Source organism: Kitasatospora sp. NPDC054795 (assembly GCF_053611565.1).
In genome coordinates this window covers 22,156-36,757 of sequence record NZ_JBSHAP010000097.1, presented here as the reverse complement: position 1 = coordinate 36,757, position 14,602 = coordinate 22,156, and the positions used below count along the sequence as shown (strand labels likewise).

Genomic DNA, 14,602 nt, shown 5'->3' with positions numbered 1-14,602 from the left:
CGCGGCGCCGAGGGCCCGGGCGCGGCCGAACTCGTCGCCGAGCTGCGGGACCTGGGCGCCGAGGCGGCCGTCGTGGCCTGCGACGCCGCCGACCGCGAGGCGCTGGCCGCGGTGCTCGCCGCGATCCCCGCCGAGCACCCGCTCACCGGCGTGATCCACGCGGCCGGCACCCTGGACGACGGCGTGTTCGACGCGATGACCCCCGAGCGGGTCGAGGCCGTCCTGCGGCCCAAGGTCGACGCCGCCGTCAACCTGCACGAGCTGACCGCCGACCGCGACCTCGCGATGTTCGTGCTGTACTCCTCCGCCTCCGCCACCTTCGGCACCGGCGGCCAGGCCAACTACGCGGCGGCCAACGCCTTCCTGGACGCCCTCGCCTCCCACCGGCGTGCCCTCGGGCTGCCCGCCCAGTCACTGGCCTGGGGCCTGTGGCAGGAGGCCAGCGAGATGACCCGGCACCTGAACCCGGGAGCCGAGGCGCGGACCGACAAGCTCGGCACCGCCCTGGACAGCGGACTGGGCCTCGCCCTCTTCGACGCGGCCACCGCCCTGTCCGCCCCGCACCTGGTGCCGGTCGCCCTGGACCGCACCGGTGGCGGCGAGGTCCCGGCACTGCTGCGCGGCCTGATCCGGCCCGCGGTGCGCCGCGCCGCCGAGCGCGAGGCCGGTGACACCGGCACCCTGGCCGGACAGCTGCGCAACGCCTCCGCGAGCCGGCGCCGGCAGATCCTGCTCGACCTGGTCCGCGGCAACGCCGGCACCGTGCTCGGCTACGCGGACACCGAGGCGATCGGCGTCCGGCAGGCCTTCCGCGACCTCGGCTTCGACTCGCTGACCGCGGTCGAACTGCGCAACCGGCTCAACGCCGCCACCGGCCTGCGGCTGCCCGCCACCACGGTGTTCGACCACCCGAACCCGACCGCGCTCGCCGACCACCTGGCCACCAGGCTGCTGGGCGAGAGCGCACCGGCCCCCGCCGTCGCCACACCGGCGCCGACGGCCGACCCCGGCGAGCCGATCGCGATCGTCGGCATGGCCTGCCGCCTGCCCGGCGGCGTCGCCTCCCCGGCCGACCTGTGGCGGCTGGTGGCCACCGGTGAGGACGGCACCGCCGCCTTCCCGACCGACCGCGGCTGGCCCCTCGACGTGGCGCACGGAGAGGCCGCCCGGGGCGGATTCGTGGACGGTGCCACCGAGTTCGACGCCGGGCTGTTCGGGATCTCGCCGCGCGAGGCGCTGGCGATGGACCCGCAGCAGCGCCTGCTGCTGGAGACCGCCTGGGAGGCCTTCGAGGACGCCGGCATCGTGGCCGCCGACCTCGGCAACCGCTCCACCGGCGTCTTCGTCGGCGCGGCGGCGTCCCACTACGGCCTCGGCATGCAAATCCCGGACAGCGCGCTCGGCCACCTGATGACCGGCAGCGCGACCAGCATCGCCTCCGGCCGACTGGCCTACGTGTTCGGGCTGGAGGGCCCGGCCATGACGGTCGACACCGCCTGTTCCTCCTCGCTGGTGGCGCTGCACCTCGCGGTGCGGGCGCTGCGCGGCGGCGAGTGCGACCTGGCGCTGGCCGGCGGCGTGACCACCCTCGCCACGCCCGGCGTGATCACGGAGTTCGACCGCCAGGGCGGCCTGGCCTCGGACGGCCGTTGCAAGGCCTTCTCGGCCGACGCCGACGGCACCGGGATGTCCGAAGGGGTCGGCCTGCTGCTGGTCGAGCGGCTGTCGGACGCCCGGCGCAACGGGCACCAGGTGCTCGCGGTGGTGCGGGGGAGCGCGGTCAACCAGGACGGCGCGTCCAACGGCCTGACCGCCCCCAACGGGCCCGCGCAGGAGCGGGTGATCCGGCAGGCGCTGGCCGACGCCCGCCTGGAGGCGGCCGAGGTGGACGCGGTGGAGGCGCACGGGACGGGGACCCGGCTCGGGGACCCGATCGAGGCGCAGGCGCTGCTGGCCACCTACGGCCGGGGCCGTGGCGGCGAGCCGCTCTGGCTGGGCTCGATCAAGTCCAACATCGGGCACACCCAGGCCGCGGCCGGTGTGGCAGGCGTGATCAAGATGGTGCAGGCCATGCGGCACGGGACGCTCCCGGCCACCCTGCACGCCGAGCAGCGGACCTCCGAGGTGGACTGGTCGGCGGGCGCGGTGGAACTGCTCACCGAGGCCCGGCCGTGGCCGGAGGCGGACCGTCCGCGCCGGGCGGGTGTGTCGTCCTTCGGGATCAGCGGCACCAACGCCCATGTGGTGCTGGAGCAGGCGCCGGCCGAGGAGGCGGCGCCGGTCGGAGACGCGACGGGGCCGACGCCGTGGGTGGTGTCGGCGCAGAGCGCCGGGGCGCTGAAGGCCCAGGCAGCCCGACTGGCAGGGGAGTTGGAGTCCGGGGTACTGGAGGCCGGGGCCCGTCCGCAGGACGTGGCGTGGTCGCTGGCGATCGGGCGGACCGGGCTGGCCCACCGTGCGGTGGTGCTCGGCGAGGACCGGGCGGCGCTGCTGGACGGCCTGGTCGCGCTGGCGGACGGCCGCCCCTCGGGCGGGGTTGTCACCGGGATCGCGACGGAGGGCCGGACGGCGTTCCTGTTCACGGGGCAGGGCTCGCAGCGGGTCGGGATGGGCCGGGAGCTGTACGAGGCGTTCCCCGCCTTCGCGGCGGCCTTCGACGCGGTCTGTGCGGAGCTGGACGGGAGGCTCGGGCGGTCGGTTCGTGAGGTCGTCCTCGACGGCGTCGAGGATCTGGACCGTACGGTGTGGGCGCAGGCCGGGCTGTTCGCGGTCGAGGTGGCGTCGTTCCGGCTGCTGGAGTCCTGGGGTGTGGTCCCGGACGTGCTGCTCGGACATTCGATCGGTGAGGTGGCGGCCGCCCATGTGGCGGGCGTCCTCTCGCTGGCGGACGCGTGCGCCCTGGTGGCGGCGCGCGGCCGGCTGATGGACGCGCTGCCGAGCGGCGGCGCGATGCTGGCGGTGCAGGCCACCGAGGCCGAAATCCGTGACGCGATCGGCGACCGCCTGGACGTCGCCGCCGTCAACGGCCCGACCTCCGTGGTGGTCTCGGGTCCGGTCGACACGATCGAGGAGTACGCCGCCCGCTGGTCGGCCGAGGGCCGCAAGACCCGTCGGCTGACGGTCTCGCACGCCTTCCACTCGGCCCTGATGGAGCCGATGCTCGCCGAATTCGCCGCCGTCCTCGGTGGGTTGACCTTCGCCGAGCCGCAGGTCCCGATCGTGTCCAACCTGAGCGGCGGGATCGCCGAGCCGGGCCTGCTCACCACCCCCGAGTACTGGGTGCGGCAGGTCCGCGAGGCCGTCCGCTTCGCCGACGGCGTCGACGCCCTGCACCGCGAGGGCGTGACCCGTCTCGTCGAGCTCGGCCCGGACGGTGTGCTGACCGCGCTCGCCGCGCAGAGCGCCCCGGACGTGACCGGCGTGCCGCTGCTGCGCAAGGACCGGGACGGCCGCGGGACCGTTCTGACCGTGCTGGCCGCGCTCTGGACGACGGGTGCCGCGATCGACTGGTCCGCGCTGCTGCCCGCCTCCCGGCGGGTGCCGCTGCCGACCTACGCCTTCCAGCGCGAGCGCTACTGGCCGGAGGCGGCCGAGCCGACGAGCGTTGCGGCCGACCCGGCGGAGGCCCGGTTCTGGGCGGCGGTCGAGAACGAGGACCTGGCGGGCCTCGCCTCCACCCTGGACGCCGACCAAGCGCCCGAGGGTCTGGACTCCGTCCTGCCGGTGCTCACCGCCTGGCGGCGGTCGCGCCGTCAGGACGCGGTGATCGACTCCTGGCGCTACCGGGCGACCTGGAAGCCGCTCGCCGGCCTCGTCGGGACCGGCCTCTCCGGGACGTGGCTGCTGGCCGCGCCGGAGGGCTCCGAGCCCGGGGCCGCGCTGGCCGCAGCCCTGGGGGAGGCCGGCGCCGAGGTGCTCCCGTTCGCCCTCGACGCCGTCCCGGCCGGGGTGGCCGGAATCGCCGGCGTCGTGGCGCTGCTGCCCTCGGACGCCCCGGTGTCCGGTGCGGTCGCGCTGCTGCGGGCGCTGGGCGAGGCGGGCGTCGACGCCCCGCTCTGGCTGGTCACCAGTGGTGCCGTGTCGATCGGCCGCTCCGACCCGCTGCGGGATCCCGTCCAGGCCCAGCTCTGGGGCCTGGGACGGGTCGCGGCGCTCGAACACCCGCAGCGCTGGGGCGGTCTGATCGACCTCCCGGCCGTCCTCGACCCGCAGTCGGCCGAGCGTGCCGTCGTCGTCCTCGGCGGCGGCACCGGCGAGGACCAGGTGGCCGTGCGCGGCGCCGGGGCGTACGGCTGCCGCCTGGCGCGCGCCGCCTCCGGTGCCGCGCCCGCCGCGCCGTGGACGCCGTCCGGTCCGGTCCTGATCACCGGCGGCACCGGCGCGCTGGGCGCGGAGACGGCCCGCTGGCTGGTCGGCCGGGGAGTGCCGAAGCTGGTGCTGACCAGCCGCCGGGGCGCGGACGCGCCGGGCGCCGCCGCGTTGGCCGCCGAGCTGACCGAGGCGGGCGCCGAGGTCGTGGTGGCCGCCTGCGCGACGACCGACCGGGAGGCGCTGGCCGCGCTGCTCGCCGAGCACAGGCCGACCGGCGTGGTGCACGCGGCCGGGGTGGGCCAGGGCGCCGCGCCGCTGGCGGACACCGACGCGGCGGAGATCGCCCGGGTGCTCGACGGCAAGGCCGCCGGCGCCGAACTGCTCGACGAGCTGACCGCCGGTCCGGACCTCGATCTGTTCGTGGTCTTCTCCTCGGTCGCGGCGACCTGGGGCAGTGGTGGTCAGGGCGTCTACGCCGCGGCCAACGCCCACCTGGACGCGCTGGTGCTGCGGCGCCGGGCGCGGGGTCTGCGGGGCACGTCGGTGGCCTGGGGGCCGTGGGCGGGTGAGGGCATGGCCGCCCAGGGCGAGGCCGCCGAGCAGCTGCGCCGCCGTGGTCTGACGGTGATGGACCCGCGTCTCGCGGTGCTGGCGCTGGCCCGCGCGGTGGACGGGGACGAGGGCTGTGTGACGGTCGCGGACGTGGACTGGCAGCGGTTCGCGCCGGCCTTCACCGCCGTGCGCACCAGCCGGTTGCTGGCGGAGCTGCCGGAGGCCGGCCGCGGGTCGGCGCCGGTGGCGGCGGCCGAGGGGGCCTCGGCCTTCCTGGACACCTTGGCGGCGGCCGCGGCCGGGCGCCGGGAGCGGATGCTGCTGGACCTGGTCCGGTCGTCCGCGGCGGCGGCGCTGGGTCACACGTCGGTGGAGGCGGTGGACGCCGGTCAGGCGTTCCGCGACCTCGGCTTCGACTCGCTGACGGCGGTGGCCCTGCGGAACCTGCTGGTGAAGGAGACCGGGCTCGCCCTTCCGGCGACGCTGGCCTTCGACTATCCGACGCCGGCGGTGCTGGCGGCCCATCTGGCCGGGGAACTGCTGGAGTCGGTACCGGTGACGGTGGCGGCCGCGGAGGAGACCGGTGCGGCGGTGGCCGTCTCGGACGACCCGGTGGTGATCGTGGGCATGAGCGCCCGCTATCCGGGCGGGGTGCGTTCGGCCGCCGGGCTGTGGGACCTGGTGGCCGCCGGGGCGGACGGCGTCACCGGCTTCCCGGTGGACCGCGCCTGGTCGGTCGAGGGCATCGCGGCCGAGGCGGCGCGCGGCGGCTTCCTGGAGGGAGTGACGGAGTTCGACGCGGGGCTGTTCGGGATCTCGCCGCGCGAGGCGCTGGCGATGGACCCACAGCAGCGGATCCTGCTGGAGGCGTCCTGGGAGGCCTTCGAGGACGCCGGGATCGACCCGCGCTCGGTGCGCGGCGAGCAGATCGGCGTCTTCGTCGGTGCCTCCAACTCCGGCTACAACGCGGTCGGCGGCCTGGAGGAGGCGAAGAGCCACGTCCTGGCCGGCTCGGCGAACAGTGTGATCTCCGGCCGGGTGTCGTACGTCTTCGGTCTGGAGGGTCCGGCCGTCACCGTGGACACGGCCTGCTCCTCCTCGCTGGTGGCCCTGCACTGGGCGGCGCAGGCGCTGCGCGAGGGCGACTGCGAGACGGCGCTGGTCGGCGGCGTGACGGTGATGGTGTCCCCGGCCGCCTTCGCCGAGTTCGACCGCCAGGGCGGGCTGTCCTCGGACGGCCGCTGCAGGTCCTTCGCCGCGGAGGCGGACGGTACGGGCTGGGGCGAGGGCGTCGGCGTCCTGGTGGTCGAGCGCCTCTCCACCGCCCGCCGCCACGGGCACCGGGTCCTGGCCATGCTGCGCGGCAGCGCGGTCAACCAGGACGGCGCCTCGAACGGCCTCACCGCCCCGAACGGTCCGGCTCAGCAGCGGGTGATCCGGCAGGCCCTCGCGAGTGCCGGGCTGTCGGCCGCCGAGGTGGACGCCGTCGAGGCGCACGGCACGGGCACCGTGCTGGGCGACCCGATCGAGGCCCAGGCGCTGCTGGCCACCTACGGCCGGGACCGCGACGGCGAGCCGCTCTGGCTCGGCTCGATCAAGTCCAACATCGGCCACACCCAGGCCGCCGCGGGCGTCGCGGGTGTCATCAAGATGGTGCAGGCGATGCGTCACGGCCTGCTCCCGGCCACCCTGCACGCGCAGCGGCCCAGCCCGAAGGTCGACTGGTCGGCGGGCGCGGTGGAACTGCTCACCGAGGCGCGCCCCTGGCCCGAGCTGGACCGGCCGCGCCGCGCGGCGGTGTCCTCTTTCGGCATCAGCGGCACCAACGCCCACGTCATCCTGGAGAGTGTGCCGTCGGCCCCGGTGGAGGAGCCGAAGGCGGCACCGGTGCTGCCCGTCTGGGCCGTCTCGGCGAAGACCGCCGAGGGCCTGCGGGACCAGGCGCGGCGCCTGCGGGCGTTCGCCGAGCCCGGCGCGGACGTCCGGGACGTCGCCTGGTCGCTGGCCGGCACCCGGGCGGCGCTCGACCACCGGGCCGTGATCGTCGGCGCGGACCACGCCGAACTCCTGCGCGGCCTGGCCGCGTTGGCGGACGACGAACCCGATGCGGCGGTGGTCCGCGGCGCGGTCGCCGACCGTCGGACCGCCTTCCTGTTCACCGGCCAGGGCTCGCAGTACGCCGCCATGGGGCGGGGGCTGTACGAGGCCTTCCCGGTGTTCGCGGCGGCCTTCGACGCGGTCCGCGCGGAGCTGGACCTCCGGCTCGACCGGCCGCTCACCGACGCGGTGTTCGAGGGCATCGGCATCGACCGTACGGTGTGGGCGCAGGCCGGGCTGTTCGCGGTCGAGGTGGCGTCGTACCGGCTGCTCGAATCCTGGGGCGTGACGCCCGACTTCCTGCTCGGCCACTCGATCGGCGAGATCGCCGCCGCCCACGTCGCCGGGGTGTTCTCGCTGGCGGACGCGTGCGCCCTGGTGGCGGCGCGCGGCCGGCTGATGGACGCGCTGCCGGGCGGCGGGGCGATGCTCGCCGTGCAGGCCGCCGAGGCCGAGGTCCGTGAGGCGATCGGCGACCGGCTGGACGTCGCGGCCGTCAACGGCCCCACCTCCGTGGTGGTCTCCGGAACGGTCGAGGTGGTCGAGGAGTTCGCCGCCCGCTGGTCGGCCGAGGGCCGCAAGACCCGTCGGCTGACGGTCTCGCACGCCTTCCACTCGGCCCTGATGGAGCCGATGCTCGACGAATTCGCCGCCGTACTCGCGGAGTTGACCTTCAACGAACCGCGCGTCCCGGTCGTCTCCAACCTGACCGGCGGGATCGCCGAACCCGGCCTCCTCACCACCCCCGACTACTGGGTCCGACAGGTCCGCGAGGCCGTCCGCTTCGCCGACGGCGTCGAGACCCTGCACCGCGAGGGCGTCACCCGCTTCGCCGAGCTCGGCCCCGACGGCGTGCTGAGCGGGCTGGCGCAGCAGAGCGTGGCGGACGGCGTGTTCGCGCCGCTGCTGCGCCGCGGCCGGGAGGACTCCCGGACCGCGCTGCGGGCGCTGGCCCGGCTGTGGGCGGACGGCGCCGAGGCCGACTGGTCCGCGGTGCTGCCCGAGGGCCGGCGGGTGGAGCTGCCGACGTACGCCTTCCAGCGGCAGCGGTTCTGGCCGCGGGCCGGTGCCGCCGAGCCCGTCGGCGACGTGGTGGAGGCCAGGTTCTGGGACGCGGTGGAGCGCGAGGACTTCGGTGATCTGGCCGACCTCCTGGACACCCCGGACCCCGCCGAGCTGCTTGGCGCGGCCCTGCCGGTGCTCTCCTCGTGGCGGCAGCGGCGCAAGGTCGACTCGGTGGTGGACTCCTGGCGCTACCGCGTGATGTGGCGGCCGCTCGGCACCCCGGCCGGCGCCCCGGCGCTGACCGGCCGGTGGCTGCTGGCCGTCCCGCGGGCGGCCGCCGAGCACCCGCTGACCGAGGCCGTGGCGGCGGCGATCCGCTCGGCGGGCGCCGAGGTGGTCCGCTTCGAGCCCGTCGGCACCGACCGGGCGGCCCTGGCCGCGCAGCTCGCCGAGGCGGGCCCGGGCACGTTCGCCGGTGTGGTGTCGCTGGCCGCTCTCGCCGGGGAACCGGACCCGGACCCGGTGGTCTCGCCGGGCCTGGAACTGACCCTGGCCCTGTTCCAGGCGCTCGGCGACGCGGGCGTCACCGCCCCGTTCTGGGCGCTGACCGCGCACGCCGTCTCCGTCGGCCGCTCGGACCGGGCCGCCGACGCCGGACAGGCGCAGGTGTGGGGCCTCGGCCGGGTCGCCGCGCTGGAGTCCCCGGACCGGTGGGGCGGTCTGATCGACCTGCCGTCCACGCCGGACGCCCGGGCCGGCACCCGGCTGGCCGCCGTGCTGGCCGGTGGCGGCGAGGACCAGGTGGCCGTGCGCGGCTCCGGCACGTACGGCCGCCGACTGGTCCGGGCGACGGCCGGCGCGGGTGCGCCGTCCTGGTCGCCGACCGCCGGGGGGACCGTCCTGGTCACCGGCGGGACCGGCGCGCTGGGCGCCGAGGTCGCCCGCTGGCTCGCCGACCACGGCGTGGCCCGGGTGGTGCTGACCGGCCGTCGCGGGGCGGCCGCGCCGGGCACGGCGGACCTGGTCGCGGAGCTCGCGGCGCGCGGCACCGACGCCGTGGTCGCCGCCTGCGACGTGACCGACCGGACCGCACTGGCCGCGGTGCTCGCCGCGGTTCCGGCGGACCGCCCGCTGATCGGCGTGGTGCACGCCGCCGGCGTGCTGGACGACGGGGCGCTGGACGCGCTCACGCCGGAGCGCCTGAGGACGGTGCTGGCCGCGAAGGCGGCCGGCCTGGTCGTCCTGGACGAGCTGACGCGGAGCCACGAGCCGGAGTTCTTCGTCGCCTTCTCCTCGCTGGCGGGCGCCGTCGGCAGCGCCGGCCAGGGCAACTACGCCGCCGCCAACGCCTTCGTGGACGCCTGGATGGAGGGGCGGCGCGCGCGCGGCCTGCCGGGCGTCTCGGTCGCGTGGGGCCCGTGGGCGAACGAGGGCATGGCGGCCGACCCGGCCCTGGTGCAGCGGCTGCGGCGCGGCGGCCTGCCGCCGATGGACCCGGGGCTCGCCGTCACGGCACTCGCCCGGGCGATCGGCCACGACGGGGCCGCCCTGGTGGTCGCCGACGTCGACTGGTCGCTGTTCGCGGCCGGTGCGGGCGGGCTGCGGCCCAGCGCCCTGCTGGCCGACCTGCCGGAGGCCGCCTCGGCCACGGCCGGCACCCGCGGCGCCGGACCGGCCGAGGAGTTCCGGGCCGAGCTGGCGGCGGCACCCGGGAGCAGGCGCTCCGGGCTGCTGCTGGACGCCGTGCGGTCCTGGACCGCGGCGGTGCTCGGCCACGGCTCGCCGGACGCGGTCGGCGCCGAGCAGGCGTTCCGCGACCTCGGATTCGACTCGGTGACGGCGGTGGAGTTCCGGAACCTGGCGAGCGCCCGGACGGGGCTGGCGCTGCCGGCCACCCTGGTCTTCGACCGTCCGACCCCGGCCGTGCTGGCGCGCCACCTCGGCGAGCAGCTGTTCGGCGCCGCCGAACCGGCCGTGGCCGCCGAGGTCGCGGACCGCACCCGGGCCGAGGACGAGCCGATCGTGATCGTCGGCATGGCCTGCCGCTTCCCGGGCGGCGCCGGCTCCCCGGATGCGCTCTGGGAGCTGCTGTCCGACGGCGTCGACGCGATGACCGGCATCCCGACCGACCGCGGCTGGGAGGCCGGCTGGACCGGCGTGGACGCGGCCGCCCGGGGTGGATTCCTGGAGGGCGTGGCCGAGTTCGACGCGGGCCTGTTCGGGATCTCGCCGCGCGAGGCGCTGGCGATGGACCCGCAGCAGCGCCTGCTGCTGGAGGCCTCCTGGGAGGCCTTCGAGTCCGCCGGAGTGGACCCGAGGGCGATGCGCGGCCGGCCGGTCGGCGTCTTCGCCGGCACCAACGGCCAGGACTACCCGCTGGTGCTCGCCGCCTCGGAGGAGGACGTGGACGGCCACGTGGCCACCGGCAACGCCGCCTCCGTGCTCTCCGGCCGGATCTCCTACGCGTTCGGGCTGGAGGGCCCGGCGATGACCGTGGACACCGCCTGCTCCTCCTCCCTGGTCGCCCTGCACCTCGCGGCGCAGGCGCTGCGCCGCGGCGAGTGCGAACTGGCCTTCGCGGGCGGCGTCTCGGTGATGTCGACCCCGGTGGTGTTCGCGGAGTTCGACCGCCAGGGCGGCCTCGCGGCGGACGGCCGCTGCAAGGCCTTCTCGGCGGAGGCGGACGGTACGGGCTGGGGCGAGGGCGTGGGTGTGCTGCTGCTGGAGCGGCTGTCCGACGCGCGGCGCAACGGCCACCGGGTGCTCGCGGTGGTGCGGGGGAGCGCGGTCAACCAGGACGGCGCGTCCAACGGCCTGACCGCCCCCAACGGGCCCTCGCAGGAGCGGGTGATCCGCCAGGCGCTGGCGGACGCCGGGCTGTCGGCCGCCGACGTGGACGTGGTCGAGGCGCACGGCACCGGCACCCGCCTCGGCGACCCGATCGAGGCGCAGGCGCTGCTGGCCACCTACGGCCGGGAGCGCACCGCGGAGCCCCTGCTGCTGGGCTCGGTGAAGTCCAACCTCGGCCACACCCAGGCCGCCGCCGGCGTCGCCGGGGTGATCAAGATGGTGCTGGCCCTGCGGCACGGCATCGTGCCGCCGACCCTGCACGTCGGCGAGCCGACCCCGCAGGTGGACTGGTCGGCGGGCGCGGTGGAGCTGGTGACGGAGCGCCGGGCGTGGCCCGCCGTGGACCGGCCGGCCCGCGCCGGTGTGTCCTCCTTCGGGATCAGCGGCACCAACGCCCACGTCATCCTGGAGGCCGTTGTCGAGCCGGACGCGGTGGAGGCCACGGCCGCCGTCGAGTCGGACGCGGTGGAGGCTGCTTCCGCCGTCGAGTCGGGCGCGCTGCCCTGGCTGCTGTCCGGGCGCTCGGCCGCGGCGCTCGCCGCCCAGGCCGGGCGACTGCGCTCCTTCGCGGCCCGGCGGGCCGAGCTGCGGCCGCAGGACGTGGCCCGGTCGCTGCTCTCCCGCGCCGGGCTGGAACACCGCGCGGTGGTGCTCGGCGCCGACCGGGACGCCCCGCTGGCGGCCCTGGCCGCGGGCCGACCGTCCGGTGCTCTGGTGTCGGGCGTCGTGGCCGAGGGGCGGGCGGCGTTCCTGTTCACGGGTCAGGGTGCGCAGCGGGTCGGCATGGGCCGGGAGCTGTACGAGGCGTTCCCCGCCTTCGCGGCGGCCTTCGACGCGGTTTGCGCGGAGCTGGACCTGCTGCTGGACCGGCCGGTGAAGGACGTGGTGTTCGAGGGGGCGGAGGATCTGGATCGTACGGTGTGGGCGCAGGCCGGGCTGTTCGCGGTCGAGGTGGCGTCGTTCCGGCTGCTCGAATCCTGGGGCGTGACGCCCGACTTCCTGCTCGGGCACTCGATCGGTGAGATCGCCGCCGCCCATGCGGCGGGCGTCTTCTCGCTCGCGGACGCGTGCGCCCTGGTGGCGGCGCGGGGCCGGCTGATGGACGCGCTGCCGAGCGGCGGGGCGATGCTCGCGGTCGAGGCCGCCGAGGCCGAGGTGCGTTCGGAGATCGGCGGCCGGCTGGACGTGGCGGCCGTCAACGGTCCGACCTCGGTGGTGGTCTCCGGTTCGACCGAGGCGGTGGAGGAGTTCGCCGCCCGGTGGAAGGCCGAGGGCCGCCGGATCCGCCGGCTGACCGTCTCGCACGCCTTCCACTCGGCCCTGATGGAGCCGATGCTCGCCGAATTCGCCGCCGTGCTCGGCGGGTTGACCTTCGCCGAGCCGAGCATCCCGGTCGTCTCCAACCTGACCGGGACGCTCGCCGAACCCGGGCTGCTCTCCACACCGGACTACTGGGTCCGCCAGGTCCGCGAGGCCGTCCGCTTCGCCGAGGGCGTCACCAGCCTGGCGGAGCAGGGCGTCACCCGGTACCTGGAGCTCGGCCCCGACGGCGTGCTCTGCGGGCTGGCACAGCAGTCGGCCGCGGCGGGCACCTTCGCTCCGCTGCTGCGCAAGGGCCGCGAGGAGCGGGACACCGCCCTGGAGGCGCTCGCCCGGCTCTGGACGGCGGGCGGCGAGGCCGACTGGTCGGCCGTGCTGCCGGAGGGCCGCCGGGTGGACCTGCCGACGTACGCCTTCCAGCGGGACCGGTACTGGCCGCGGTTGCCGCTCGCGGCGTCCGGCCGGGCCGACGGTGCCGCCGCGGTCCTGGACGACTGCCTCTACCGGATCGACTGGAAGCCGGTCGAGGTCCCGCCGGCGCGGCTCGACGGCGGCTGGCTGCTGGTCACCGACACCGAGGACGACGGCGCGTTCGCGGATACCCTGCTCACGCGACTGCCCGCCGACACCGCCCCGGTCCGACTCGTCGTCGGCGACCTCGACCGGGAGCAACTGGCGGAGCGGCTGCGCGAGCTGGCCGAGAAGGCCCGCGGGATCGCCTACCTGCCCACCGGGCTGGACCGCGGCCTCGTGCTGCTGCACGCCCTCGGCGACGCGGAGCTGGAGGCGCCGCTGTGGATGGTCACCCGGGGCGCGGTGGCCGTGGACGCGGCGGACCGGGTCACCCGCCCCGAGCAGGCGCAGCTGTGGGGCTTCGGCCAGGCCGCGGCGCTGGAGCACCCGCGGAGCTGGGGCGGGCTGGTCGACCTGCCCGCCGAGCCGGACGCCGGCACCCTCGCGGCGCTCGCGGCGGTGCTCGACGGGGCGACCGGGGAGGACCAGCTCGCCCTGCGCGGTGAGCGGGTGCTCGCCCGCCGCCTGGTCCGCACCGATGCGGGAGCGGCCCCGGCGGAGCCCTGGCGGCCGTCGCGGCCCGGCACGGTGCTGGTCACCGGCGGTACCGGCGCGCTGGGCGCGGTCGTCGCCCGCTGGCTGGTCGGCCGGGGCGTCACCGACCTGGTCCTCACCGGCCGCCGCGGCTCCCGGACCCCGGGCGCCGAGGAGCTGACCGCCGAACTGACGGCGGCCGGCGCCCGGGTGACGGTGGCCGCGTGCGACGCCGCCGACCGGGAGGCGCTGGCGGCGACGCTGGCCGCGGTCCCGGCCGACCGGCCGCTGATCGGCGTCGTGCACGCGGCCGGTGTCGCCCAGTCGGCGATGCTGGCGCAGACCGGCGTGGAGGACATCGCGAGGATCACCGGCGGCAAGGTCGACGGCGCCGCCCACCTGGACGAGCTCACCGCGGAGGCGGACCTGGAGCTGTTCCTGGTCTTCTCCTCCATCGCCGCCACCTGGGGCAGCGGCGGGCAGGCCCTCTACGCGGCGGGCAACGCCTACCTGGACGCCCTGGCCCGGAACCGGCGGGACCGCGGTCTCGTCGGGACGTCGGTCGCGTGGGGCCCGTGGGCGGGCGCCGGGATGGCGGCCGACGGGGCGGAGGAGTACCTGCGCCGCCGCGGACTGACGCCGCTCGACCCGCAGTTCGCGCTCACCGCCCTGGCGGCGGCCGTGGACGGCGGCGCGAGCGCGCTGACCGTCGCCGACGTGGACTGGACCCGGTTCGCGCCCGCCTTCACCTCGGGCCGGCCGAGCCCGCTGCTGGGCGAACTGCCCGAGGCGGCCGACGTCCGGTCCCCGGCCGGGGCCGCGGCTCCGGCCGGGATTCCTGCGGCGGACGGCGGGGCGCTGCGCGCCCGGCTGGCCGGGCTGGACGCCAAGGAGCGGACGGCCGTCCTGCTGGAGCTGGTCCGGGACGTGCTGGTCGAGGTGCTCCGCTACTCCGCGGCCGAACAGATCGACGAGACCAGGCCGTTCCGCGACCTCGGCTTCGACTCGCTCACGGCCGTCGAGTTCCGCAACCGGCTGGCGCGGGAGTGCGGCGTCGCGCTCCCGGCGACGATCGTCTTCGACCACCCGACCCCGGTCGCGCTGGCAGGCCACCTGCACGGCGCGCTCCCGGGCGGCGCCGAGCCGGCCGCGGACGTCGAGCCGCTGCTCGGGATGCTCGACGGGCTGGAGGCGGCGATGACCGTCAACCCGCTGGACGAGCTCTCCCGCTCCAGGGTGACCGTGCGGCTCCAGGCCTTCCTGGCCCGCTGGTCCGCCGTTGCCCCGGTGGAGGAGGACACCATCGCGGACCTCCTCGACGCCGCGGACGACGAGGAACTGCTCAACCTGGTCCGGGAGGAGCTGGGCAACAGCGACCTGGGCTGAGCGGTCCCGCCCGGCGTCGTACGCGGGCAGCCGG

General features: G+C 76.8%; 1 protein-coding gene. It reads left to right on the top strand.

Translation table 11 applies throughout. The annotated features are described in order from the left end of the window. Positions 1–14,568, top strand: a 14,568-nt coding sequence (locus ACWGJO_RS29420) for a type I polyketide synthase (RefSeq protein WP_452188288.1), incomplete at its 5' end; no start/stop codon positions are given. Positions 14,569–14,602 lie beyond the last annotated feature (34 nt).